Below are 24,330 nucleotides of genomic sequence, written 5' to 3'. Positions count from 1 at the left end.
GATGCCGTTGTTTCACACCGAAGACCAGGCGATGCTCAAGGATATGGCGGGGCCGTTCCTTGCCGAGCAGGCGCCGGTCAAGCATCTCCGCGGCTTGCGCGACAGCAATGATCCGACCGGCTTTTCCCGCGATCTCTGGAAGCAGTTTGCAGAAATGGGCCTGACGGGCGTTCTCGCTCCCGAAGCCGAAGGCGGCACCGGCCTCGGCCATGTCGAGGCCGGCATCGTGCTGGAGGAGGTTGGCCGCAACCTGTCGCCGTCGCCTTTCCTGGCGACCGCGGTGGCCGCAGTGACGGCGCTGAAGGCGGCGGATCCGGAACTGCGCGGCCGCTTCCTGCCGGGCATCCTCGCCGGCGAGACGGTCGCGGCGATCGCGATCGACGAGGGCCGCAAGCACCGCCCGGCGGCGACCGCGCTCAAGGCTGAGCGGTCGGGCAACGGCTTCCGCCTGACCGGTACCAAACAGTTCGTGGTCCAGGGCCATTTGGCCGATCTGCTGATCGTCGCCGCGCGGACCTCGGGCGAGGCTGGTGAAGAACGCGGCATCACGCTGTTCGCGGTCGAGAAGGGCGCGGCCGGCCTGTCCGCAGAACCGGTGCGCCTGGCCGATAGTTCGATCGCAGCCCGCCTCGATTTTGACGGGGTTGCGGTCGATGCCGGGGCGGTGATCGGGGAAGTCGATGGCGGCTGGGCGCCGCTTTCTCGCATCCTCGATGCCGGTCGCGCCGGTGCGGCGGCGGAGATGCTGGGCGTCGCGGGCGCGGCGATGGACATGACTATGGACTATTTGCGCCAGCGCAAGCAGTTCGGCCGGCTGATTGGCGAATTCCAGGCGCTCCAGCATCGGGCGGCGCAACTCTATTCGGAGCTGGAAATTGCCCGCGCCTCGGTGCTCAAGGCGCAGCAACTGCTCGATGCGGGCGATCCGAGCGCCGAGCTGATGGTTGCGGTCGCCAAAGCCAAGACCGGCCGCGCCGCGGCGCTCGCCGTGCAGGAGGGCATCCAGATGCATGGCGGCATCGGCATGACCGACGAATATGACATCGGCCTCTACATGAAGCGCCACCGCGTGCTGGAAGAGTTTTTCGGCGACGCGGGCTTCCACGCTGACCGCGTGGCGCGGCTCAACGGTTATTGATTCCCTTTTCGTCCTCCCGGCGCAGGCCGGGATCTCTCTTCTTCGTCGTTGGATGAAGGCAAAGAGATCCCAGCCTTCGCTGGGATGACAGTTACGGTTCAGTAAGCCAACGCCGCGCCGTCCGCGCGCATCTCGCTCGCGGCGGCGTAGACGCGCTCGCCATTGCGCTCGATCCGTTCGACGCACTGGTAGCGGCCGAAGCCGCCGTCCGACGCGCCGATCTTCCAGCCCATATCGGCCAGCGCCTGGCGGGTGGCGGCTGGCACGCCGCTTTCCAGCCGCAGCGTGCCGTTGGGGCCTTCGTCGCCCGAATCCTCGCCCATGCTTTCGGATGAGCCTTCATGGTGCCAGCGGGGGCTGTCCCCGGCGGCCTGCGCGTCGAGGCCGTAATCGGTGCGGTTGACGATGATCTGCGTCTGCCCCTGCGGCTGCATGTCGCCGCCCATCACGCCGAAGCTGAGCCACGGCTTGCCGTCCTTCGTGGCGAAGCCGGGGATGATCGTCTGGAAGGGGCGCTTGCCCGGGGCATAGATGTTCGGGTGGTTCGGCTGGAAGGAGAAGAGCTGGCCGCGGTCCTGGAACATGAAGCCGAGTCCGTCGGCGACGAGGCCCGATCCCATGCCGCGGAAATTGGACTGGATCAGCGACACCATCATCCCATCCTTGTCGGCGCAGGTGAAATAGGTGGTATCGCCGCGCGACGGCGCCTGGCCGGGCTTCACGTCGGACATCAGCCGATCGGTACGGATCAGCTTGGCGCGCTCCGCGGCATATTCCTTGGAGCCCAGCCATTCGAACGGCACCTTGGCGAACTGCGGATCGGCGTAATAGCGGGCGCGATCCTCATAAGCGAGGCGCTTGGCCTCGGCCTGCAGGTGGATCGACAGCGGCGACTGGAAGCCGGCGCCCTTCAGGTCGAAATGCTCGAGGATGTTGAGCATCTGGAGCGTCGCCAGACCTTGCGTGTTGGCGCCGATCGCCTGCACACCCACGCCGCGATAGGTGGTCTGCAGCGGTTCGATCCACTCGGCCTGATGGGCGGCGAGGTCCGCGCGGGTCATCCAGCCGCCGATCCGCTTGAAATAGCGCTCGATCGTGTCGGCGATCGGGCCGTTGTAATAAGCATCGCGGCCGCCGGCGGCGATCAGGCGATAGGTCCGCGCGAGATCGGGATTGCGGAACGGATCGCCGGCCTGCGGCACCACGCCGCCGGGCGCCCAAACCTTGCGGGCATTTTCCGTCTCCTCGATGCCCATGCCGGGCTTGGCGAAGTTCGCCATGGCGCGGCCGATATAATGGGCGATGATCGGGGCGACGGGCACGCCGCCTTCGGCCATCGCGATCGCGGGTTCGAACAGTTCAGCCCATTTGAGCTTGCCGTGACGCTGGTGGAGCGCCCACCAGCCGGCGACCGTGCCCGGCACCGATACCGAGACCGCGCCATAGGCCGGCAGCACGCCATTCTTCGTCCGCGATTGCGCGGTTTCGAAGCTCAGCCCCTTGGGGGATCGGCCGGAACTTGCCAGCGCATCGACCTTGCCCTTCTTCGGGTCCCACAGCAGCGCATAGAGATCGCCGCCGATGCCGCAGGCGGTGGGCTCCAGAAAGCCGAGGCAGGCATTGATCGCGATCGCGGCGTCGACCGCCGATCCGCCTTTCTTCAATATCTCGATGCCCGCTTGCGTCGCCAGCGGCTGGGCCGATCCGGCCGCGCCCGAAAGCCCGTAGACCGCGGATCGCGACGCAAAGCTCGCGCCCACTGGCCGATCGCCGCCGCGCACGTCGGGCCGATCGAAGCGGACATCGCCGGGCGTCCACACCGGGGCCGGAGCAGGGGCTTGTGCCCGCAGGATCGCAGGGGCCGCAGCTGCGGCGGGAAGGGCGGCGAGGAAGGTGCGACGGCGCATGGCTGGGCTTTCTTTTTGGAGACCTGTCCGATGGATAGCGGCGCAATTTTCTTTCGTCATCCCCGCGCAAGTTGAGGAAGTTGAGGTCTCTATGCGGTTTTTCGCGTTTCGGGCCTGGAAGCGCCGTTGAAGCGCCGTTGAAGCGACAGCAAAGCGACAGCGACGCGACACCTAAGCGACGGGGGCGCGACAGGTCCGCACCAGGCACGCACCTGATGCGCGTCACTTATGCATCATCCACGCGCCAGCTAGGCGGCAGGGCGGGCATGCTTCCCGGCAGATGGGATAGTGGATCATCCGACAGTGTAGAACATGAAGGGCACCGCGTAGGAAAGGGTTTTGATCCCGCCGGAGGGCGTGATCATCCACACGGTCTAGCTTATGCCGACAAAAAAATTGGCGGCCGGGGTGCCGGCCGCCAGGTGCGGAGAGGGAGGAAAGGGATGTCCCTCGTCGTTTAGAATTCGAACCCTAGCTGCACGCCGTAGGTCCGCGGTTCGCGGGCGGCGGCGAAGCTCCACAGGATCGGGAAGGCCGAGACGGTGAAGGCCGTCTGCGTGCCGCGATCATCGAGCAGGTTGCGGGCGAACACCGTGGCCCGCGCCTTCGCGCCCGAGGCATTCATGTCCCAGATGAAGGAAACGCTGGCGTCGAGCAGGTTCTGCTCGTCCGAACGCAGGCGCGGATCGTTGCGCTCGACCACGATCGGATCGGGCCCGGTCAGCGGCGTGTTGGCGTCGGCCGCGATCTGCTGGTCGTAGCGCGACAGATAGCGGTAGCTGGCGTTCAATTTGATATCGCCATCCACGTCACCCATCGTCACCGGCAGCGTATATTCGCCGCTGACCGCGAAGGTGATCTTCGGCGCGTAGATCAGGTCGACATCGGAGAAGTCGAAGTTGCGCAGCACGCCGCCGGCAAGCTGGCCGATGATGAAATCCTCGAACTTGGAGTCCGTGTAGCCCAGCGAACTGCGGAGGATGAGGCCATCGGCCGGCTTCACCGTCAGATCCGCCTCGATACCCTTGATCTTGGCGCCCGCGGCATTGGTGACGATCGTCTCGTTGAACGGCGGCACCGTCAGCGGCACCGTGGAGGACTGCTGGATGTCCTTGTAATCTGTATAGAATGCCGCGACGTTCAGAGAGACACGGCGGTCCCAGAACTCGCTCTTCAGGCCGACTTCATAGGCATCGACGGTTTCGGGATCATAAGGCGTCGTCGCCGATCCGATCGTCTGCCCGCGGCCGTTGAAACCGCCCGAACGATAACCGCGCGACCAGGAGGCATAGACCATCAGCTCGTCGGTCGGCCGATAGTCGAGGCCGATCTTCGGCGTGAACTTGCTCCAGCTTTCCGATGCCGAAACGCCGCCCGGTGCGAGCAGCGGATTGATGTTTTCCTTCTTGTCGTGGGTCCAGCGGCCACCGCCGGACAGGCGTACGCGATCGAAGATCTCCCAGTTGAAATCGGCGAAGGCGGCATAGCTTTCCGATTTGCCGGTCGTGTCCTGCGTCGATGCCTGGCCGAACACGAGCGTGTCCTGCACCAGCCGGTATTTGCTGTCGAAATAATAGAGGCCGGCGACATAATCGAAGGAATCGCCGATCTTGCCGGCGCCGCGCAGTTCCTGGCTGAACTGGTGATATTTCTGCCGGCGGCGGGCGTTGTAGAGGCCGTTGGTCGCGAAATCCTGAAGCTGGTCTTCCTTGGATTCGCGATAGCTGGTCACCGACGTCAGCTTCACCGCGCCGGCATCAAAGTTCATTTCCAGCGTCGCGGCGGGCGCCTTGTAGCTGCCATAGCCGCCCGGCGCCGGGAACACATTGTAGATGTCGGTCGTGTTGTTGCCGCCACAGACTGGAAGGAAGGGGCAGAAGACGTCGCCCGACTGGCTGAGCGGCCCCTGGACCGGATCGAAATCCTGGATCTGCTTTTCGAGCGTCAGCAGGGCATCGAAATTGTCCGAAGGAGTCAGCAGGAAGGACGCGCCGAAATTCTCGTTATTCGATCCGCCACGCAGCTTGCCGGTGCCGACTTCCTTGTAATAGCCCGATCCATCGGTGTGGAATTCGAAGAATTTGGCGGCCAGAACGTCTTTGATGATCGGCACGTTCACCACCGCGCGGGCGGCGAACTGATCATATTTGGCGAAGCTCGCTTCGAACTTTCCGCCCAGCTCGCCAGTCGGCCGGGTGCGGCGGACGTTGATCACGCCCGAAATGGTGTTGCGGCCGAACAAGGTGCCCTGCGGACCACGCAGGATTTCGATCGAATCGATATCGAAGAAATCCAGGAACTGGCCGGTCGACGTGCCGATATAGACGCCATCGACATTGATGCCGACCGCCGGGTCGAACGACTTTTCCACATCCGCGAAGGCGATGCCGCGGATCGAGATGTTGGCGGTCGCGGCGCCCGTGGCCTGCACCGTGATCAGGACGTTCGGTGCGGCGCCCTGCAGATCGCCGATGTTGAGCGCGGCCGCTGCTTCGAGCTGTGACGGCTGGATCGCGGTGACGGCGATCGGTGTCGTCTGGATCGACTCGTTGCGGCGGCGGGCCGTGACGATGATGTCCTGGATGCCGCTATCGGTGGTGGCTGCCTGTTCGGCGGCCGGAGCCTGTTCCTGCGCGAAGGCCGGTGTTTGCCACGCCAGTGCGGCGCCCAGTGCCAGAATAACAGGACGGCGAGTTTGATCTGCCCCCACGACAATCCCCTCATGTTGCGGCCCGATCTGCCGTCGCGCGGCCGGGTCCTATTGTTGCGGGGACAATAGATGCAGAAACAAAGCGAGAGGACTAACTGCGACTTTACGTAGGTCGGGAATGTTTGATGCGGATTGATACATTTCCGCAACGGCGTGTCAGAGCGCCGTCATCCCGCCATCGACGCTGAATGCTGCGCCGGTCGCGAAGCGGCTTTCGTCCGAAGCCAGCCAGGCGACGATCGCAGCGATATCGTCGGGATGGCCGAGATAGCCGATCGGGTGGACGGAGAGGAAACCGGCCAGCGTCGCTTCGGGATCGTCGACCTGCGCCAGCACCTTATCGAGAATGGGGGTGCGGATTGCGCCGGGATGCACGCTGTTGACGCGGATGCCATATTTCTCCTGCGCACAATGGAGCGCGATCGACTTGCTCATCAGCGTCACCGCGGCCTTCGCTGCGTTGTAGCCGACCAGATTGGCGCTCGCCTTCAAGCCCGAACCGGACGCCATGTTGATGATCGAACCGCCAGTCCGTTTCATCAACGGAATGGCCGTCTGGCAGCCGAGGAAGACGCCGCCGACATCGACGTCGAGTTCATGACGGAGCGCGGCATAATCCAGCGTCTCGATCGACCCCATCGTGGTGATGCCGGCATTGTTGACGAGAATGTCGAGCCGCCCATGGCGTTGCTCCACCTGGCCGATCGCCGCCTGCCACTGATCGGGCTGCGTCACATCGAGCATGATCGCATGGTCGCATTGGGAGAGTGTTGCGGCATGGTGGCGTGCGCCGTCGCCGTCGATGTCGGCAACGATCACTTTCGCGCCTTCGGCATCGAGACGACTGGCGATCGCGGCGCCGAGGCCGGAGGCGCCACCGGTGACGAGCGCGATGCGGCCGGCGAGCCGGTCGGGGAAGGGCGGGAGCGGGGCTGTGGGATCGATCATGCGTGCGAATGTGCGCGCGTGCGAAAGCGGCTCCACCTGTCACAAGAAATAGGCGGGGTTTGGCGACGGACACGGCATAGCGGCCCGCGAAGGGCAGGATGGACAATGGAAGACCGGCAGCAGCGATTTGGCGGATCCGGCCCGGTGCGCGCGGGCCAGGGGTTCGACGCGGACCGGCTGGAAGTGTGGATGCAGGGCCATGTGCCGGGCTTTGCCGGGCCGATCGCGATCGAGCAGTTCAAGGGCGGGCAATCCAACCCGACCTACAAGATCCTGACCGCCGGCCGCGGCTATGTGCTGCGCCGCAAGCCGCCGGGCGCGCTGCTGAAGGGCGCGCATGCGGTGGAGCGCGAATATCGCGTGATCCGCGCGCTGGGCGATGCCGGCTTCCCCGTCGCCCGCGCCTTTGCGCTGTGCGAGGATGAGGGCGTCATCGGCACCCCATTCTATGTGATGGAATTGGTGGAAGGCCGGATCTTCTGGGATTCCACGCTGCCGGGCCTGTCGGTGGCCGACCGCCCGGCCTATTTCGACGCGATGAACGCGACGATCGCCCAGCTTCACGGCTTCGATCCGGCGGGCATCGGCCTTGGCGACTATGGCAAGGCCGGCAATTATTTCGAACGGCAGATCGGCCGCTGGAGCCGCCAATATCGCGAGGACGAGGCCGCCGGCCGGCTCGATGACATGGACATGCTCGCCGAATGGCTGCCGGCCAATATCCCGCCTGGTGACGAGACAAGGATCGTCCATGGCGATTTCCGCGCCGACAATATGATCTGGCACGCCACCGAGCCGCGCATCCTGGCGGTGCTCGATTGGGAGCTGTCGACGCTTGGCCACCCGCTTGCCGATTTCACCTATCATCTGATGATGTATCACCTGCCGCCGCACATCATCGGTGGGTTCAAGGGGGCGGACCTGGCCACGCTGGGCATCCCGGCGGAGGCGGACTATGTCGCTGCCTATCGCCGGCGGACGGGGCGCGACGGGATCGCCGATCTCAGCTTCTATCTTGCCTTCAACATGTTCCGCTTCGCCGCCATCATCCACGGCATCAAGGGCCGGATGGTGCGCGGCACGGCGGCGTCGCCCGATGCCGCCACGCTTGTCGAAACCCTGCCCGAACTGGCGGCGCTGGCGCGCGCCATGGCCGAACGAAAGGATTGATCCATGGTGATTGCCGACCATCCCGCCCCAACCGAACGCTCCGCAAAGATCGCGGCGGATGTCGAACGCTTCGTCCGCGAAGTGGTCGTGCCGTATGAGCGCGATCCGCGTGCCGGCGCGCACGGCCCGAGCGAGGATCTCCTCGTCGAGATGCGCGTGAAGGCGAAGGCGGCGGGGCTGCTCACCCCGCATATCCTGGAAGGGGGCGGCCACCTCACCCATCGCGAAACCGCGATCGTGCTCAAGAAATCCGGCCTGTCGCCGCTCGGGCCTGTCGCGCTCAACACCATGGCCCCGGACGAGGGCAATATGTACCTGATCGGCAAGGTGGGCAGCGACGAGCAGAAGGAACGCTTCCTGAAGCCGGTGGTCGAAGGTCGCGCGCGCTCCGCCTTCTTCATGACCGAGCCGGCGGACGAGGGTGGAGCGGGTGCCGACCCGTCGATGATGCAGACCCGCGCGGTGAAGCAGGGCGGCGAGTGGGTGATCACCGGACGCAAGGCGTTCATCACCGGCGCGGAGGGTGCGAAGGTCGGCATCGTCATGGCCAATAGCGGCAGCACCGAGAAGATGGCGGCGACCATGTTCCTGGTCGATCTGCCTAACCCCGCGATCCGCATCGAGCGCGTGCTGGAGACGATCGACAGCTCGATGCCTGGCGGCCACGCCATCGTCATGATCGATGGCCTGCGCGTGCCCGAGAAGGACGTGCTCGGCGAACTGCATAAGGGTTTCGAATATGCGCAGGTACGCCTCAGCCCGGCGCGGCTGACGCACTGCATGCGCTGGCTGGGCGGTTGCATCCGCGCGCACGAGATCGCGGTCGATTATGCCTGCCGCCGCCACGCCTTCGGCAAGCCGCTGATCGACCATGAGGGCGTCGGCTTCCCGTTGGCCGACAACCTCATCGACATCCGCCAATGCGAACTGATGATCGACTGGGTGGCCGACGTGCTCGACCGCGGCGAACTCGGCACGACCGAAAGCAGCATGGCGAAGGTTGCGGTGTCGGAAGCGCTGTTCCGCATCGCCGATCGCTGTGTGCAGGTGATGGGCGGCACCGGCGTCTCAGGCGACACCATCGTCGAACAGATCTTCCGCGAGGTCCGCGCCTTCCGCATCTATGACGGGCCGACCGAGGTTCACAAATGGAGCCTCGCGAAGAAGATCAAGCGGTCGAACCGGGGATGATCCGCCTCTAGCGCAAGTGACAGTAGGCTAATCCCCGCTCGCCCGCGAAGCTCGCCAAAACCATATGGGAGAGACGCGTGGGCGGTGAGTTCGATTATGTCATCGTCGGCGCGGGTTCCGCGGGCTGCGTGCTTGCGGAAAAGCTTTCGCGCGATCCGGCGATCCGCGTTCTGCTGATCGAAGCGGGCGGTGAGGATCGCAGCCCCTGGATTCATATCCCCAAGGGCGTCGCCAAGCTGGTGGTGAACCCCGAGCACATCTGGGCCTATCAGGTCGAGCAGGGGCGACATCCCGGTGAGGCGGGCCATGAGGTGTGGATCCGCGGGCGCGGCCTCGGTGGCTCATCCTCGATCAATGGCATGATCTGGAGCCGGGGCGAACCGGCCGATTATGACGCGTGGGACACGCCCGGCTGGAGCGGCGAGGCGATGAGCGCGGCCTTCCGCGCGATCGAGGATCATGGGCTGGGGGCGAGCGTAACCCGCGGCGCTGGCGGGCCGGTGCATGTCGAACCGGGCACCTTCCGCTATCCGCTCACCCACAAGATGATCGCCGCCGGCGTCGAGGCCGGCCTTTCGGAGACAGATGATCTCAACAGCATCACCGGCGGGCGCGTCGGCTATTACAGCCACAATATCCGCCATGGCCGGCGTGATGGGGCGGCGCAGGCCTTTTTGCGGCCGGCGCGGTCGCGGCCCAATCTTTCGGTCATCACCGGCCGGACGGTCGATCGTGTCCGCTTTTCCAACGGCAGGGCGGTCGGCGTCACACTGGCCGGCGCGGGGGCCTCCGAGATCGCCTGCGCGGGCGAAGTGATCGTCTGCGGCGGGACGATGGAGAGCCCGTTGATGCTGGAGCGTTCCGGGGTGGGCGATGGCGCGGTGCTGCAGGCCGCCGGCGTCGAGACCGTCGCGCACAGCCCCGATGTCGGCAACCGGATGCGCGAGCATCTTTCCTACGCGATGCCGCACCGGCTGAAGCATCAGGACGGCATCAACCGCAGCTTCTTCGGGCTCGGCCTTGTCGGATCGGTGCTGCGCTACGGGCTGACACGGGGCGGCGCGCTGGCGACCGGGCCGTTTGAGGTGGGCGCCTTCCTCAATGTCGCGCATCCCGATGGGCGACCCGATCTGCAGCTTTATCTCGGCGGCTACACCTTCGCGCTTACCGACGACAATCATCCGGTGCCGCTCAACAATATCGATCGCAAGCCGGGCATCTCGATCTACGGCCAGCTTCTCCGGCTCACCAGCGAAGGATCGGTGCATATCCGTGGCGGCGGCGCCGGCCCGGCGATCGCGCCCAACTGGCTTTCGACGCCTGAAGATCAGCAGGCGGCGGTCGCGACGATCCGCTACATGCGCCGCTACATGGCGCAGCCCGCGCTGGCCGGGGAGATCGCCGCCGAACTGCTGCCCGGCGATCATATCCAGAGCGACGAGGATCTGCTCGAAAGTTTCCGCACGCTTTCGACCAGCGGCCTCCACGGCACCGGCACCTGCCGGATGGGCGCGGATGAGGGATCGGTGGTCGATCCGCGGTTGCGGGTGCGCGGCGTCGAGGGGTTGCGCGTTGTCGATTGCTCGGTGATGCCGGGGCCGGTGACGGGCAATACCAACGCGCCCGCGATGGCGCTCGCCTGGCGCGCCGCGGACATGATCCTCGAAGACCGGAGAGCGTGATGGCCGCCAGGGAGATCGTCGCCACCTATTTCACGCTCGCCGGCAATGTCGGTCCGTTCGATCCGGTGACGGTGAGCCCGCATCCGCTGGTCGATCGCGCACGCGCGGCGGCGGCGGGTGGCTATCGCGGCCTCGGCTTCGGATCGCAGGACATCGTGTATCTGCTCGAACGCCACGGCGCGGCGGAGGTGAACGCGATCCTCGACGACCATGGCCTCGTCCATCGCGAGTTGGAGGTGCTGCTCGGCTGGTTCGACACCGGGGACGTGCGTGCCGTTTCAGATCGGGACCGCGATGCGCTGCTGGCGGCTGCCGAAGCAATCGGTGCGCGCCACATCAAGGTGGGCGGCGACATGGCCGGGCGGAGCTGGCCGATGGAGCATCTGGTCGGCGAGTTCGCGAAATTGTGCGATCAGGCGGCCGACGCCGGCACCGCGATCACCATCGAGCTCTTTCCCACCTCCAACCTCTGCGACCTGCAAGCGGGGCGCGCGGTGGTGGAAGGGGCAGGGCGCGCCAATGGCGGGCTGCTGCTCGACATCTGGCATGTAGTGCGCGGGCGCATCACCATGGAGGGGATCGCCGCGTTGCCGCCCGGTATGGTCAACCATGTCGAGTTGGACGATGGCCCGCTGGAGGCGAGCGGCAATTATCTCCAGGAAACCATCGACGCGCGTGTGGCGCCGGGGGAGGGCGAATTTCCGCTGGCCGCCTTCTTCGAAGCGCTCGATCGCTCTGGCTATGACGGACTCTACGGCGTCGAAGTGCTCTCCGATGCCTGGCGGACCATGCCGGTCGAGGAGGCCGCGATCCGATCCGGCCGGGCGACGCTGGCGATGCTTGGAGTTCCGCAATGAGCGATCTCGAAGAACGCATCCGCCGCATCGAGGACCGGCAGGCGATGTACGAGCGTCTGCTGGCTTATTATGTCGCCTGCGATCGGCTGTCGGACGTGGACGATCTGCTCGCTTCCTTCACGCCGGACGCGGAGTTCGACCTGAGCGGTCTCGGCCTCCCGCTGATGCAAGGGCATGGCGCGATCGGCCCCTTCTTCGCTGCCGTGTTCAAGGACATGGCCCACCACGCCCACTTCATCAGCAACTTCCGCCTGTCCCGGCAGGAGCGCGATACGGCGACCGGCCTGGCCTATGTGATCGGCCTCGGCCGTTCGCATGCCGGCGCCGACGTGACCGTCCACGCCAATCTCGAGATCGACTATGTCCGGGTGGGCGACGACTGGAAGATCACCCGCTTCGTCGAGGCCGCACAGATGCCGCTTGCCGGCATGGCCGAAGCGCATGGGGACCGGTTTACGGGGTAGCCGTAACGCCACATCTTCGTCATTCCCGCGAAGGCGGGAATCCATATTCTCTGAGGCTGCGCTTCCATCGCCACCGTTGCGTTTATGGATTCCCGCCTTCGCGGGAATGACGAGCTTTGTGGGTTGAGGCTAGTTCTGCTGCATCGCTCCGCCATCGGCATAGATGCCGTGGCCGGTGATGAAGCGCGCTTCCTCGCTCGCCAGGAAGGCAGCCAGTGGAGCCACATCCTCTGGCGTGCCGACGCGACCGAGCGAGGCCTTGTTCTCCCAATAAGTGCGATAGGACGGGTCCTGTTCGAACACCGGGCCGGTGATGCCCGTCAGAATCGCGCCGGGCTGGATGCAGTTCACCGTGATGCCGTCCTTGCCGAGTTCCGCCGCCAGTGCGCGGGTGAGGCCGAGGATCGCGTGCTTGGAGACAACGTAGGCGGAGAGCCCGGCGGATGCGAATTGCGAGCAGGTTGAGCCGATCATGATGATCCGCCCCTGATCCGACGCGCGCAGTTGCGGCAGCAGCGCGCGGGTGATGCGGGCGACGGCATCGACATTGATGCGCAGCGTATCGTCCCACAACGTGCTTTGCTCGTCATCAAACAGGCCGAAGGCGCTGATGCCCGCAGCGTTGACGAGGATGTCGCAGCCGCCGGCTTCCTCCGCCAGCGCAGCGATGCGGGCAGGGGCGTCGGACGCCGAAACGTCGATGGCGAGCGTCGCGGCGCCCGTCAGCCCGGCCGGGTTGCGATCGACCGCGACGATGCGGACATTATTCTCCTCCAGCCGCCGCGCGATGGCGGCGCCGATGCCCGAGGATGCGCCGGTGATGACCGCCACGCGGCCGGAAAGCCCCTTCATCGCGTCACACCAGCTTGAGGATCAGCTTGCCCTCATTCTTGCCCTCGAACAGCTTGAGGAAGGTGGGGAGCGCATTGTCGATCCCTTCCTCGATATGCTCGTCGAAGCGCAGTTTGCCCTCAGCCACCAGCTTGGCCATCGCCGCACCGCCTTCGGGGAAGCGGTGGAGATAGTCGCTGACGAGGAATCCCTGAATGCGCGCCGATTTGACGATGAGCTGCCACAGGTTCCGCGTGCCATAATGCTCGCTATTATATTCGGAAATCAGGCCGCAGAGCCCGACCCGCGCCTCGCGATTCAGGTGGAGCAGGGTGGCGTCGAGCACCGTGCCGCCGACATTCTCGAACACCATGTCCACGCCGTTGGGCGCCGCCTCGCCTATCGCGGCCGAAAGCTGGTCGACCGTCTTGCCGCGATAGTCGACCGCGGCGTCGAAGCCATAATCATTGAGCAGCCGCGCGCATTTCTCCGGGCCGCCGGCGATGCCGACGACGCGCGCCCCGGCGAGCTTGCCGAGCTGCCCGGCGATCGATCCCACCGCACCCGCCGCGCCGCTGATCAGGAAGGTTTCGCCCGCTTTGGGCTTCAGCACGTCGTTGACACCGAAAAAGGCGGTGAGGCCGACGGCCCCCATCACCGACAGATAGTTGGTGACGCTGGGCACCGCATTGGCATCGATCGGGTAGGTGAAGCCGCCCTCGGCCGCGACGGAGTAATGTTCCAGCTTGTTGAGGCCCATCACCCAGTCGCCGGCCTTGATGCTGCCGGCCTTGCTGGCTTCCACCTGCCCGACCGTCGAGACGCGCACCGCATCGCCGAGTTCGATCGGCGGCAGATAGCTCGGCGCGTCGTCGAGCCAGCCACGGATCGCGGGGTCGAGCGAGACATAATGATTGCGGACGAGGAATTGGCCGTCGGCAAGTTCCGGCACAGGCTCATCCACCAGCGCGAAATCGCTGGGCTTGGGCAGGCCATCGGGCCTGGCGACGAGGGTGAAGCGGCGGTTGAGTGTCATGGTCCCCCTTAACGTCCCGAAGTGCCCGACGCCCAATCGCGCGTCTGGCTGAAATCCGCGCCCTTGCGACCGGAAAGATGAATCTCCTTCATTTGATGGAGAATGTCATCTGTTGCCGGATCGGTCCGCGCCCAATCAATGAGTTCGCGGCGGCGCGAGATCGCCCAGCGGCCGCCGCGGCATTCATATTCGTCGACATAACGGCCGGCCATCAGCAGGTCTTCATCGCGGCCGTCCGTCACCTGCCGGTGCCAGGCGATGAAATAGACCTCGCCCGTGCCGCGGCCGGCCTCGGCATCGACGTCGAGATCGACCTGGCCGACGAGGTGCTGGCTGCCGACCAGATTGGCGAGGAAGCCCTGCGCGAAATCGGTATAGTCCTCGGGGCTGCCGCGCAGCAGGCCGCAGTCGACGTCCGCGCCGTCGTGGAAGGCGGTGCGCTGCAACTGCCAGTCGAGCCGGTCCTGCCCCCGCATATAAGCGAATATCGCCTTCTGGATGTCGCGCCGCGCCGCCAGATCACGCACCTCCCGCTCAAGGTCGAACGCCATCACTCTCTCCCTTTATCGTTTCAGTGCCAGAGTCTGTAGACGGGGTCGTCGGGGCCGAACGTCCCGTTCTCCAGCGGCTCATACATGCCTTGCCCGATCATCCGGCTCGACGGCTGCTTGATGCTCCAGTCGATGACGAAGGTGCGTTCGGCAAAGCGCCAGGCGCCGTCGCGTTTCTCGAACCGATCGACATAGCGGCCGCCGGTCAGGATTTCGGACTTTGCATTGTCCTCCTCCGTCATGGTCGCGACAGCGATGACGTAGGTCTCGCCGACCGCGCCGTCCCCCGTCACCTCAACCCACTGGTTGGCGATGCTGTGGAAGGTCTGGTCGAACACGGCGCGGACGATCTTACAGATCTCGGTCGCGAACAATTGGCCCGAACCGTTGAAGGTGCCCGATACGATCGTGCTGTCTTCATGGAACAGCGTCTTGAGCAGGGCCTCGTCGGCGCGGTCGACACCGCGGCAATAGGCCATGGTCAGGTCCGCAATCTGTTGTCGGGCAAGCACGGCCTCGACGGTGGCCGCATCCGGGGGATCGGTGCGCATCCCACTTTCTCCTACTGTAAACTTGGCATTGATGGCGCGGCCGAGCGCGAGCAGCGCGAGGCCGGGATCGGCGGAACCCTGGCCGCCGGCGGGCAGATGAAGGGCAAGCGGCGCCAGCGGTGCGATCGCCCATGCGCCGGGCCAGTTGACGTTGGTATCGAGCAGATAATGGCGATGGGCCATGCGCCACACGCCATCACGCCGCTCGTGCCGGTCGAGATAGCGGCCGCAGATCAGCCGCTGATGGACGGTGCCGTCCGCTTCCGGTGACTGGGCATAAGCGAGGATATAGCTTTCGGAAATTGCCCGGTCGCCATCCAGCCTGACCCACATCTGCGAGGTGCGGTGGAGCGTCACGGGCTGGCCGCGCTGGGCATCGGCGATGATCGCGGCGAACTGGTGCGCGGACCCGGCGAAGAAGCCGTAATCGACCGTGCCGTCCTCGACATAGCAATCGGCGAGCAGGCCGAAATCGGCGCGATCGATGCCGCGGCTATGCTGGGCGAGCCGGTTGCGGATCGCCTGGATGTCCGCAAGTTCCGCGATGGAAAGGTCCGTCGTCATGGGACGATCGCTTCGCCGGCGAGATATTTGTCGATCGTCGCGTTGAAGTGGCGGATGCGCACTTCCTGATAATTGCCGAGCGTCTGGCCCGTCTTCCGGCCGCTATGTAGCGCGTTGAGATAGCCCTTCTGCTGCGAGCGCAGATTGTTGGTGTCCTGATCGTAAACCGCGCCGAAAGCGGGGTCCATGCCGGGGACGATCGAATAGCTTTCCTCTTCCTTGACATGGAACACCTGCGCGGGCTCGGGCGGATCGCGATCGTCGGGCAGGGGGCGGAGGAACAGGATCTCGAACAAAGTGCGGTTCGGGTCCATGCCGATCGGGCGGAAGCGATAAACCATCGGCAGAGATAGGCCGGGGAACAGCACCATGTTGGGGAACAGGTGATATTCGATCGTGTCGATCATCTCGCTGTCGGAAAAACGCGAGAGATCGGTGCCATATTTCTCGCCCAGCGTGCGGCGGAGGAAGCGCGCCATCACGATCCGCGCGGTCTCGCCCTCGCCGACATTCATGTCATCGAGCACCGAGCGATCGCCGACGAGCATCATGTTGACGAGCTCCTGCTCGCTCAACTGCTCTTCCATGTGCGGGCTGTTGACCCCGCCGGCGGCGTAAAAGCGCGAGACATGATCGCCATAGCAATCATATTGGACATTGGCGTCGCCCACGCCCGCCATCAATTGCGGGTGGGTTTCCAGCACATGATAGGATTCGAGGAATGCTTCCTGCGCCGTCTTCCAGTTGCAGGGCAGCTCCTTCGCCATGTGGAGGTCGACATAGCGCTCCTCCAGCCCCCAATCGGCGAAATGATCCGGCAGCACGCCGAGATAGTCTTCGAGCGGCTTCGCGTCGGGATCGAGATTGACGAAGACGAACCCGCCCCAGCGGCCGGTCGCGACTTCGGGGAGGTGGTAGCTCTCCGGATCGACATGCGGGAAATCCCAGGCGCAGGGGACTTTCTTGAGCCCGCCGTCGAGCGCCCACGTCCAGCCATGATAGGGGCAGCGCAACTCGCGGGCATGGCCCTCGCCCTCGCAGGGGCGGAGCTTGGTGCCGCGGTGGAGGCAGGAGTTGACGAAGGCCTTCACGCTTTCGTCGCGCTGGCGGACGACGATGATGGAAAACGGGCCGACCTCATAGACATAATAGTCGCCGGCCTCGGGAATATGCTCGTCGCGGCAGGCCCATTGCCAGGTCTTGGGCCAGATCAATTCCATCTCGCGCTCGAAGAATATCGCGCTGGTGTAGCGGGCAACGGGAATGTCGGCGTCGCCGAGAAATTCATAATGCTCGTGCGTCAGCACCGCGGGGGCCGGCTTCGCGTCGGAGCGGATGATCTCCTGCACCGAAGGCGCGGGGCAGCGCGCCTCGCCCGAAACAAGGCTGGTCGTTCCGTCGCGCGGCATGGTGGACATGCGGGCAGGCTTGTTCACGACTTTCGCTCTCCCGTCGGTTTCCCCCGATCGTTGCAAAACCTAGGCCGAGGGGAGGAGAGGGGCGACTTGCGTTTCCGATAGGTGGCGATGAGCGGGGCCCTGTGCTTTGTCACAGGAAGGAGAACAGGATGCCGATCATTCATTATTCCGCGCCGGTGAAACTGCTGGTCGCGGTGCGCGGCCATCCGTTCGAGCGCGACGCCTTCGACGCGATCTTCCAGGCGATGGAGGGGGTATCGGCAACGATGGTCGACCAGCCCGCCGCCGCCTTGTTGATGAACCCGGACGGGATGCGCGGTTTCGACGCGCTCGTCCTCTACGACATGCCGGGTCTCGATTTCGAGGACGCGGTCGAAAAGCCGCGCTTCGTCGACCCCGATCCCGAGGTGAAGGCGGGGTTCGAGGCATTGCTGACCGAGGGCAAGGGCGTGGTTGCGCTCCACCACGCGCTCGCGGGCTGGCCGACATGGCCCGAATATGGCGAATGGCTGGGCGGACGGTTTTTGTATCGCGCGGGCGAAGTGCGCGGGGAAAAGCGGCTCGACAGCGGCTATGCCCATGCCGTGGCCTATGACGCGATCAACGTCGCGCCGGATCATCCGGTGATGGCGGGCCTGCCCGAACGCTTCGCGATCACTGACGAGCTTTATCTGGCAGAGATCTTCGAGGGTGACGTGACGCCGCTGCTTCGCTCATCCCACGATTTCGGCGCCGCCAATTTCTACAGCGCCACCGCAGCGCTGGCGGGGCTGATGAACGACAATCAGGGCTGGGATCATCCCGCGGGATCGAACCTGATCGGCTGGACGAAGCGCGCGATCAACAGCCCGCTTGTGTATCTCCAGCCGGGCGATGCGGCGGCGGCGTATGACAATCCGAATTATCGCCGGTTGTTGCGGAATGCGATCGAGTGGGTGGTCACCGAGCGACGTTAGGTTGCACCGTGCCGCATTATAGTTTGCGACTTGGTTGCAGACTTCTGTGTGAGACGGCACATTCGTGTCCATGAGGGACGATCAACCAAGATTAGAGGATCAATGGCAGGACCGCTCTATGGCTGCCGTCTGCCAATTTGGATCGGCATTGAAAGAGCTGCATCAGACCAATCCATGGCCGGAATTGCCGCTGCTGACGCAAGCCATGAACTACTTGATGACCGAACTTTGGGATCACGGTTTCAGTCAATCCGAGATACGAAAAGCCTTCGAGGACGCCGTGGCGGCTATGCCGCGTTACGCGACTGGCGAAGAAGTTCGATCGTAGGCTCACATTCCAACATTCTCGTCATGCGAGCGGAGGCTGGCATCCATGACTCTTCCACATGCGGTAGCTTCTGCCGCGATAGCCATGGACCCCAGCCTTCGCTGGGGTGACGTTTCAAGGGGGCGTGATCGACCGGACAAAACTGGCGATTATCAGCGCCGGTTTTATCTTCAGGTCTATGGTGCCCGGGGCTTATGACACGGTAGGTCCGCATGGCGGCCGACGGGATCGCATTCGCCGCTTACCCGTTCCGCCCAGATCACGCTGATATACGGGGTAGGTCGCCAATGGCCGACTATGATCTCTATTACTGGCCGTTGCCGTTTCGCGGCCAGTTCATCCGCGCGATCCTGGCTTATGCCGGCATGGAGTGGCTGGAACATGATGCGGGCGAGATCGACACGCTCATGAAGTCGCGTCCCGAAGATCAGCCGATACCTTTCATGGGGCCGCCGGTGCTGGTGGAAAGGCGAAGCGGCTTCGCGCTGGCCGAGATGCCTGCGATCGCTCTCCACCTGGGATCGAGCCTGGAATTGATGCCCGCAACGGCCGAATTGCGGGCGCTGACCGCGAAGATCATCAATGACGCCAACGATGTGATCGATGAAATCACGCTGGATGGTGGTCGGGAGATGTGGACCGAGGAAAAATGGGCGGAATTCGTCCCCCGGCTCAAACGATGGATGGCGATCTGGGAAGTGACGGGCAAGCGACACGGCTTGCAGGAGGATGGTGGCTTCCTTTTAGGCACGCCCGAAGCGGGGGTGGCCGATATCGTTACGACAACGCTTTGGGCGACCATGTCCGACAGATTTTCGGTCATCGCCAAAATGCTCGCCGAGACGGCACCGCGCACTGCAGAGTTGTCGCGCCGCCTGCAGGAGCATGGAGCGCTCAAGGCGCTGAACCGGATGTCACTCGAACGCTACGGCCGCATCTATTGCGGAGGAGACATCGAGGAATCGTTGCGGAAGGTGATCTGTTCACAACCCACACGATGAAAGTCGCGAAACCCGGCCAGGGGCGCCGGATGCCGTCACAATTCGCCCCATATTAGGACATCGCAACTTGGCGCGAAGGTTTTGAAGAGGCGTCTTTCGCCATTGGCGGTGTGTGCGGAAGGTGCCGGAACAGACCCAATTTAAAGCAGCTTGTATATCCTCAACTGACTCCACCGACGTGAGAGACGAGGCAATTGAACCTCGGTCATTCTCCAGATTTGCCGTAGTTTTCTGTTCCTTGGCCTGCCGTGATCGGGATTTCTGTTCGGGTATTCTTGTTCGGCGTATTTCAGGCAAGCGCCTTAGCGCCGGCATTCACGGAAAAATGGATTTCCCCCTTCCCAACATGATTTTTCTTCGCTCTTTGTCGCGGACGGCGTTGGCAAATGTTTCCAGCAGTGGGATCAAAAGCATCACTTGGTGTAGAGGACGTCCGAAGGAGACTCGTGGTGAAAACCTCGATGGGGCGCTCTGTTCATTCGACGGCGGACAGCTTGTTCCGACTGATCGCAAACCAGACAGAATACTCGATGGGGGTGTTGACTGTGCACTCAACACTCCACGAGGATTTCGACATTCACGATACATTTCATATGCCTGAAGCGCTGGCATCGCGTATCGGCCAGGCCATTCAACAGGCTGTTTGGACGGATGCATGGTTGCCGGAGAAGAGCAACGGGCACAGGATAAGCTTTGAAATCGATGGCGGATATTCGTCTGATCTGATCAGAGACATATCTCAGTTCACATTTTTCTGCCGCGTTGAGCCGGCTGTTTTGCTGGCTCTGACAATATGTTGGGAAGCGCCGCAAAAAAGATCAAATGCCGCACTGTCACCGGAAATGATCCAGGACTGGGTCCATTCTCACCTTCGGCTGCTATGGCAGGTGCAGCGCGACCGGGATCATTCCGCCATTCTCGGCGGGGCCCTGGATCTGCTCGATTTCGCGATCATGCTGCTTGATGCCGAAGGCAATGTGAAGTTCGTGAACGAACAGGCCGAAGCGTTGCTCGATGCTGGCGAAGGCTTACGCCGGGCTGGACATTCCATCACCGCCACCGATTTCGACAATGCCGTGCGGCTGCAGGCCGCCATCCAATATTTCAACCAGTGCGATGGCCATCCGCGTTCGGGCGAGATCGGCAACCTTCCGGTCATCCTTCTGCGACGTCCGAGCGGTCGACCGCTCGTCGCGGTTCTTTCCCACATATTGACCGATCCTGAAGGTCATGGCGCCACGGCGATCTATGTCCTCGACCCGGACGTCGAAACCCGCCCGCTTATCGACGGATTGGGCCGAGCTTTCGGCCTGACCGCCGCCGAGGCTTCGCTGGCGCACCACCTGGTGGAAGGGCTGACGATCGCCGAGGCGGCCTGCGCTATGCATATCCAGACGCAGACCGCCCGGGCTTATCTGAAGCAGGTCTTTTCGAAAACGAACACGCACCGGCAGGCTGATCTCGTCCGTGTCATCCTCAACAGCATCGTGCGCCTCAGGGCCGTAGCCGCTCCCCCCTCAAATGGGGGCGGTAGTTTCTCCCACCTAGGGGCAAAGCGGGCACCTGTCTGGGGCTAAGTATCCAAGACGCTTAAGTTTATATCTCCGGAAAAGAGGTCGCCACGAGCCAAGGTCTCGTCGATTGCCTATTGTATAACCGGGAGAGGATAAGCTCATGAAAACTATCCTTCTATTAACTGCCTCTGTTGGCGCCCTGTCGATCGCTTCCGGGGCCGCCCTCGCGCAAAGCACCGATACGGGCGGGAGCACCGCCACGGCGGACAATGGCGCGACAGCGACATCGGCAGACAATTCGGCAGATACGACGACGAGCGATTCATCCGGTGTGGGCTCGGCCAACAATGGCAGCACGTCGACGTTCAGCGTCGATGCGACTGGGGCAGCCAGTGATGCCAGCGGCCAGGGCGCGGCCAACAATGGCGGCACCTCCACCAACACCAACGATTCCAGCGACCAAAGCAATGCCAGCGATTCGAGCGGCCTCGGATCGGCCAATAATGGCGGCACTTCCAACATCGCCGTCGACGCCGCAGGCGCCGCCAGCGATTCCAGTGGCATTGGCTCCGCCAATAATGGCGGCACGTCGAGCTTCGCCGTCGACGCCGGGGGCGCGGGTAGCGATTCCAGCGGTCAGGGTTCAGCCAACAATGGCGGAACTTCCAGCAACGACGCGAGCGACAATAGCAACAACAGCGATTCGAGCGGGCTCGGCTCGGCCAACAATGGCGGAACCTCCAGCATCGCGGTTGATGCGGGCGGCGCCGGCAGCGATTCCAGCGGCCAAGGCTCGGCCAATAACGGTGGCACGTCCACCAATGATGCCAGCGACAACAGCAATAACAGCGATTCGAGTGGTCAGGGTTCAGCCAATAATGGTGGCACCTCGAACAACAACAGCAGCGACTCCAGTGGCCTCGGCTCGGCCAACAACGGCGGCACGTCCAACATCACGGTCGATGCCAGCGGTGCAGGCAGTGACTCGAGCGGTCAGGGGTCGGCCAATAATGGCGGAACCTCGAACAACAATAGCAGTGACTCCAGTGGTCTCGGGTCCGCCAACAATGGAGGCACCTCCAACATCACAGTCGATGCCAGCGACAACAGCGACAACAGCGATAACAGCAATAACAGCGACTCGAGTGGCATCGGTTCCGCTAATAATGGCAGCACGTCCAATTTCGCGGTCGATGCCAGCGACAACAGCAACAACAGCGATTCGAGTGGCCTCGGCTCTGCGAATAATGGCGGCACCGCGACCGTAACCTATACGACGGTGACCACCACCGCGTCGCTGGCCGGCGCGGTAACAGGCGGCCAAGTCACGTTTTGGCAGCCATCGGATGGTGGTGTCGGCGGCGGCGGCGGTGATGCCAATGGCGGCGCGGACCCGCAGAACACCGGCAGCGGTGGCGCTGGAGGGACCGGCGGTGCAGGTGCGGCCGGTGGCAATGGCGGCGCCCCAGTGATGTCGTGGGACGTCGAGTTCGATAATGGTGCATTCTCGAACTTCGCCGGTCTGAACGCGATGAACATCAATACCGGCGTCTTTGCCTCGCAAAACGCCAACATCAATGTGAGTGCGAATATCGGCACGTTCACTTTGGGCCAATAGCCAGCGGATGTGGGCCGGTCATTTCGGTGGCCGGCCCATTTCGCCGTCCTGCAACGTCAAGGAGGGAGGCTTCCGTGGCCCGCTTCCTGCCGATGATGGCCGGGGCTCTCGCCCTGGCCCTATTCACGCCGATGGCCGCCGCGGCGTCCGACCCGGGATCCACGCCTGCGGCCATTCCACCGCCAGGCGAACCCGTTCAGTCGGTCGACGGGCCGCAACCTGCCTCGCCATTTGCCGGCGCCGCTATCGCCGAGGAGAGCATATTGGCATCCGTTACCGGCAAGGCCGACATGCAGATCCTGGAGCAGATCGTGAATGCCCAGAATACGGGCACCGTGACCGGAAACACGATTAATGGCGATTTCACGACCGGCACGATTTCGATCGACCGGGAATCATTCAATAGTTTCAATGGTATGGCGTTGTTCAGCGTCAATACCGGCAACAATGTATCGATCAATTCGTCGATGAGCGTCAATGTCGCCTTCCAGCATTAGGATCGGTTGGATCGGCATGGCTGGTCTGACGCTGGCGGCGTGCGCCGGAGAGAAGATTCCGCCGAGCGGCACGATGCTGAGCCTGCCGGCTGGAGACTTTACGCTGCCCGTGAAAAGCATGGTCGAGCGACGCTATCTGACGATCGTTCGGCAGCAATATGATTTCAGCTGCGGGTCCGCGGCGCTCGCGACTCTGCTTCACTATCATTATGGTGATCCCCAGAACGAGAAGACCATCTTCGTCGGCATGTGGAAGGAGGGCGATCGCCAGCAGATACGCCGTTACGGCTTTTCGCTGCTCGACATGAAGCGTTACCTGGCGGCGCGCGGGATAAGGGCCGACGGTTACAAGGTTTCGCTGGCCGATGTCGCGGCGACGCGAATTCCCGGCATCGCGATGATCAATATGAAGGGATATAAGCATTTCGTCGTGATCAAGGGTGTGGAGCGCGACCATGTTCTGGTCGGCGATCCCTCCCTGGGGATGCGGTTGATCGACCTCGATACCTTTGCCGGCATGTGGAACGGAATCCTGTTCGCACTTGGCGATCAGGTGGAAACCGGCAGGAAAAACTTCGGACGGGCCGACGAGTGGGCGCTTGTGCCCCGCAGCCGCGCGACGATGCTGATGGAGCCCGCCAGCCACCAGGCCCTGGCCCTCACCCGGGCCCCGCCATTCCCGGTCGAGATGTAGGAGGCCGTGGTGGCTTGGCGCATCGACCCGACAGTTCGATTTTGGGGATCGTTGCTGATCCTTGGCCTGGCCAATTCGGCTTGGGCGGCCAACGCCTTTGCAGCCGAGCTGCTATTCGCCGATCGCGAACGGACGAGCGAACAGGAACTGGATGGAATACGCGGCGGGTTCGCTCTTCCGAACGGAATGGACGTGTCGATCGGGATCGAGATCACCACGCTGGTCAATGGCGCCCTGGCCCTTCGCACCGTGCTTGCTTCGGGAGGGACCGGAACCCCCAGCGTGTTCGTGGGGAGCGGTGGTACGTCAGCCACGGCCTCGGCAGGCGGGACAACCCTGTCGAATGGCAATGTCGTTCGCGTCGTCAACGGCGATGTGCAGCAACCCACGGCTCTGGCCGGGCAAGAACTGGTCGAGCTGAATCCCAACGGGCCTGCCGTGGCAACAGCATCGGGAGCGATCAAGTTGGCGCAGAGCGATCGCGGGTCGACCGTGGTGCTTTCGGGCGCTTCGCTTGAACTGCGCCACATGGTTGGGGACTTCACCGGAAGCCTGGTGGCGAATGCAGGAAATAACCGCGCGATCGATACGGTCGTTACTGTCAATGTCGGCCTCCCCAACTCTTCAATACCCGTCGGCAATGCCATGCTCCGCTTGGAATCTATATTCGTCGATGCGGCGAGTCGTGCTATTCGTTGAGCAGA

Annotated in this window: 22 protein-coding genes; 14 read left to right on the top strand and 8 right to left on the bottom strand. The window is 63.6% G+C overall.

Going from position 1 to position 24,330, the window contains the following annotated elements:
• Window position 1: 1 nt before the first annotated feature.
• A complete protein-coding gene (locus ACFB49_RS08740) occupies window positions 2–1,138 on the top strand; it encodes an acyl-CoA dehydrogenase family protein (protein WP_380878543.1) in 1,137 nt (378 codons plus the stop codon).
• A gap of 98 nt (window positions 1,139–1,236) precedes the next feature.
• Here ACFB49_RS08740 and ggt read toward each other — a convergent pair whose 3' ends face one another.
• From ggt to ACFB49_RS08725, 3 genes are all read right to left on the bottom strand, one after another.
• Window positions 1,237–3,045 carry a gamma-glutamyltransferase gene (ggt, locus tag ACFB49_RS08735; RefSeq protein ID WP_380878541.1) on the bottom strand — a complete coding sequence of 603 codons (1,809 nt, stop codon included), beginning with the start codon at window positions 3,043–3,045 and terminating at the stop codon, window positions 1,237–1,239.
• A gap of 457 nt (window positions 3,046–3,502) precedes the next feature.
• A complete protein-coding gene (locus tag ACFB49_RS08730; protein WP_380878539.1) occupies window positions 3,503–5,755 on the bottom strand; it encodes a TonB-dependent receptor in 2,253 nt (750 codons plus the stop codon).
• Between the two features lie 156 nt (window positions 5,756–5,911).
• The gene (locus ACFB49_RS08725; RefSeq protein ID WP_380878537.1) at window positions 5,912–6,703 is read right to left on the bottom strand and encodes a glucose 1-dehydrogenase; all 792 of its coding nucleotides are present in this window, start codon (window positions 6,701–6,703) and stop codon (window positions 5,912–5,914) included.
• A gap of 105 nt (window positions 6,704–6,808) precedes the next feature.
• Here ACFB49_RS08725 and ACFB49_RS08720 point away from each other — a divergent pair, with 105 nt between their 5' ends.
• The 5 genes from ACFB49_RS08720 (at window position 6,809) to ACFB49_RS08700 (ending at window position 12,067) form a co-directional block, all read left to right on the top strand.
• Window positions 6,809–7,873, top strand: a complete 1,065-nt coding sequence (locus ACFB49_RS08720; protein WP_380878535.1) for a phosphotransferase — start codon at window positions 6,809–6,811, stop codon at window positions 7,871–7,873.
• Between the two features lie 3 nt (window positions 7,874–7,876).
• Entirely contained in the window at window positions 7,877–9,064 is a 1,188-nt protein-coding gene (locus ACFB49_RS08715) for an acyl-CoA dehydrogenase family protein (RefSeq protein WP_380878533.1), read from the top strand.
• 77 nt (window positions 9,065–9,141) lie between these two features.
• Complete coding sequence (locus ACFB49_RS08710) at window positions 9,142–10,746, top strand: GMC family oxidoreductase (RefSeq protein ID WP_380878531.1); 1,605 nt, start codon at window positions 9,142–9,144, stop codon at window positions 10,744–10,746.
• On the top strand, window positions 10,746–11,603 hold the full coding sequence (locus tag ACFB49_RS08705) for a sugar phosphate isomerase/epimerase family protein (protein ID WP_380878529.1): 858 nt from the start codon (window positions 10,746–10,748) through the stop codon (window positions 11,601–11,603). Before ACFB49_RS08710 ends, ACFB49_RS08705 begins: the two co-directional genes overlap by 1 nt.
• Complete coding sequence (locus ACFB49_RS08700; protein ID WP_380878527.1) at window positions 11,600–12,067, top strand: nuclear transport factor 2 family protein; 468 nt, start codon at window positions 11,600–11,602, stop codon at window positions 12,065–12,067. The genes ACFB49_RS08705 and ACFB49_RS08700 overlap by 4 nt, the downstream gene beginning before the upstream one ends.
• 129 nt (window positions 12,068–12,196) lie before the next feature.
• Here the strand turns inward: ACFB49_RS08700 and ACFB49_RS08695 are convergent, their stop codons facing one another.
• Genes ACFB49_RS08695 through ACFB49_RS08675 form a run of 5 tightly spaced genes read right to left on the bottom strand, consistent with a single transcriptional unit; the run spans window position 12,197 to window position 17,036 of the window.
• The gene (locus ACFB49_RS08695) at window positions 12,197–12,919 is read right to left on the bottom strand and encodes an SDR family NAD(P)-dependent oxidoreductase (protein ID WP_380878525.1); all 723 of its coding nucleotides are present in this window, start codon (window positions 12,917–12,919) and stop codon (window positions 12,197–12,199) included.
• Between the two features lie 4 nt (window positions 12,920–12,923).
• The gene (locus ACFB49_RS08690) at window positions 12,924–13,934 is read right to left on the bottom strand and encodes an NADP-dependent oxidoreductase (RefSeq protein WP_380878523.1); all 1,011 of its coding nucleotides are present in this window, start codon (window positions 13,932–13,934) and stop codon (window positions 12,924–12,926) included.
• Window positions 13,935–13,942: 8 nt separating this feature from the next.
• The gene (locus ACFB49_RS08685) at window positions 13,943–14,485 is read right to left on the bottom strand and encodes a nuclear transport factor 2 family protein (RefSeq protein ID WP_380878521.1); all 543 of its coding nucleotides are present in this window, start codon (window positions 14,483–14,485) and stop codon (window positions 13,943–13,945) included.
• 20 nt (window positions 14,486–14,505) lie between these two features.
• Entirely contained in the window at window positions 14,506–15,600 is a 1,095-nt protein-coding gene (locus ACFB49_RS08680) for a nuclear transport factor 2 family protein (RefSeq protein ID WP_380878519.1), read from the bottom strand.
• Window positions 15,597–17,036: an SRPBCC family protein gene (locus tag ACFB49_RS08675; RefSeq protein ID WP_380878516.1), complete on the bottom strand. Its 1,440-nt coding sequence runs from the start codon at window positions 17,034–17,036 to the stop codon at window positions 15,597–15,599. The genes ACFB49_RS08680 and ACFB49_RS08675 overlap by 4 nt, the downstream gene beginning before the upstream one ends.
• Window positions 17,037–17,167: 131 nt before the next feature.
• Between ACFB49_RS08675 and ACFB49_RS08670 the strand changes: the two genes are divergently transcribed.
• From ACFB49_RS08670 to ACFB49_RS08635, 8 genes are all read left to right on the top strand, one after another.
• Window positions 17,168–17,974, top strand: coding sequence for a ThuA domain-containing protein (locus tag ACFB49_RS08670; RefSeq protein ID WP_380878513.1), 807 nt, complete (start codon window positions 17,168–17,170; stop codon window positions 17,972–17,974).
• A 118-nt stretch (window positions 17,975–18,092) separates the two neighbouring features.
• On the top strand, window positions 18,093–18,302 hold the full coding sequence (locus ACFB49_RS08665) for a hypothetical protein (protein WP_380878510.1): 210 nt from the start codon (window positions 18,093–18,095) through the stop codon (window positions 18,300–18,302).
• A gap of 287 nt (window positions 18,303–18,589) precedes the next feature.
• Window positions 18,590–19,303 (top strand): glutathione S-transferase, encoded by a 714-nt coding sequence (locus ACFB49_RS08660; RefSeq protein ID WP_380878507.1) that lies wholly within the window; start codon window positions 18,590–18,592, stop codon window positions 19,301–19,303.
• A 449-nt stretch (window positions 19,304–19,752) separates the two neighbouring features.
• Window positions 19,753–20,880, top strand: coding sequence for a helix-turn-helix transcriptional regulator (locus tag ACFB49_RS08655; protein ID WP_380878505.1), 1,128 nt, complete (start codon window positions 19,753–19,755; stop codon window positions 20,878–20,880).
• A 97-nt stretch (window positions 20,881–20,977) separates the two neighbouring features.
• On the top strand, window positions 20,978–22,435 hold the full coding sequence (locus ACFB49_RS08650; protein WP_380878502.1) for a beta strand repeat-containing protein: 1,458 nt from the start codon (window positions 20,978–20,980) through the stop codon (window positions 22,433–22,435).
• Between the two features lie 74 nt (window positions 22,436–22,509).
• A complete protein-coding gene (locus tag ACFB49_RS08645) occupies window positions 22,510–22,932 on the top strand; it encodes a hypothetical protein (protein WP_380878500.1) in 423 nt (140 codons plus the stop codon).
• Window positions 22,933–22,948: 16 nt separating this feature from the next.
• Window positions 22,949–23,626, top strand: a complete 678-nt coding sequence (locus ACFB49_RS08640) for a C39 family peptidase (protein ID WP_380878497.1) — start codon at window positions 22,949–22,951, stop codon at window positions 23,624–23,626.
• A gap of 9 nt (window positions 23,627–23,635) precedes the next feature.
• On the top strand, window positions 23,636–24,325 hold the full coding sequence (locus ACFB49_RS08635) for a hypothetical protein (protein WP_380878495.1): 690 nt from the start codon (window positions 23,636–23,638) through the stop codon (window positions 24,323–24,325).
• The last annotated feature ends 5 nt before the right edge of the window (window positions 24,326–24,330 follow it).

Origin of the sequence: Sphingomonas sp. DBB INV C78 (assembly GCF_042693015.1) — a bacterium.
Classification (GTDB): Bacteria; Pseudomonadota; Alphaproteobacteria; order Sphingomonadales; family Sphingomonadaceae; genus Sphingomonas_E.
The sequence above is the reverse complement of the archived record's forward strand: the minus strand, read 5'-3'. Positions and strand labels throughout refer to the sequence as shown.

Coding starts and splice junctions, on each gene's coding strand:
- ACFB49_RS08740 (WP_380878543.1), top strand. CDS start 2: ATGCCGTTGTTTCACACCGAAGACCAGGCGATGCTCAAGGATATGGCG.
- ggt (WP_380878541.1), bottom strand. CDS start 3,045: ATGCGCCGTCGCACCTTCCTCGCCGCCCTTCCCGCCGCAGCTGCGGCC.
- ACFB49_RS08725 (WP_380878537.1), bottom strand. CDS start 6,703: ATGATCGATCCCACAGCCCCGCTCCCGCCCTTCCCCGACCGGCTCGCC.
- ACFB49_RS08720 (WP_380878535.1), top strand. CDS start 6,809: ATGGAAGACCGGCAGCAGCGATTTGGCGGATCCGGCCCGGTGCGCGCG.
- ACFB49_RS08715 (WP_380878533.1), top strand. CDS start 7,877: ATGGTGATTGCCGACCATCCCGCCCCAACCGAACGCTCCGCAAAGATC.
- ACFB49_RS08705 (WP_380878529.1), top strand. CDS start 10,746: ATGGCCGCCAGGGAGATCGTCGCCACCTATTTCACGCTCGCCGGCAAT.
- ACFB49_RS08700 (WP_380878527.1), top strand. CDS start 11,600: ATGAGCGATCTCGAAGAACGCATCCGCCGCATCGAGGACCGGCAGGCG.
- ACFB49_RS08695 (WP_380878525.1), bottom strand. CDS start 12,919: ATGAAGGGGCTTTCCGGCCGCGTGGCGGTCATCACCGGCGCATCCTCG.
- ACFB49_RS08690 (WP_380878523.1), bottom strand. CDS start 13,934: ATGACACTCAACCGCCGCTTCACCCTCGTCGCCAGGCCCGATGGCCTG.
- ACFB49_RS08685 (WP_380878521.1), bottom strand. CDS start 14,485: ATGGCGTTCGACCTTGAGCGGGAGGTGCGTGATCTGGCGGCGCGGCGC.
- ACFB49_RS08680 (WP_380878519.1), bottom strand. CDS start 15,600: ATGACGACGGACCTTTCCATCGCGGAACTTGCGGACATCCAGGCGATC.
- ACFB49_RS08670 (WP_380878513.1), top strand. CDS start 17,168: ATGCCGATCATTCATTATTCCGCGCCGGTGAAACTGCTGGTCGCGGTG.
- ACFB49_RS08665 (WP_380878510.1), top strand. CDS start 18,093: ATGGCTGCCGTCTGCCAATTTGGATCGGCATTGAAAGAGCTGCATCAG.
- ACFB49_RS08660 (WP_380878507.1), top strand. CDS start 18,590: ATGGCCGACTATGATCTCTATTACTGGCCGTTGCCGTTTCGCGGCCAG.
- ACFB49_RS08650 (WP_380878502.1), top strand. CDS start 20,978: ATGAAAACTATCCTTCTATTAACTGCCTCTGTTGGCGCCCTGTCGATC.
- ACFB49_RS08640 (WP_380878497.1), top strand. CDS start 22,949: ATGGCTGGTCTGACGCTGGCGGCGTGCGCCGGAGAGAAGATTCCGCCG.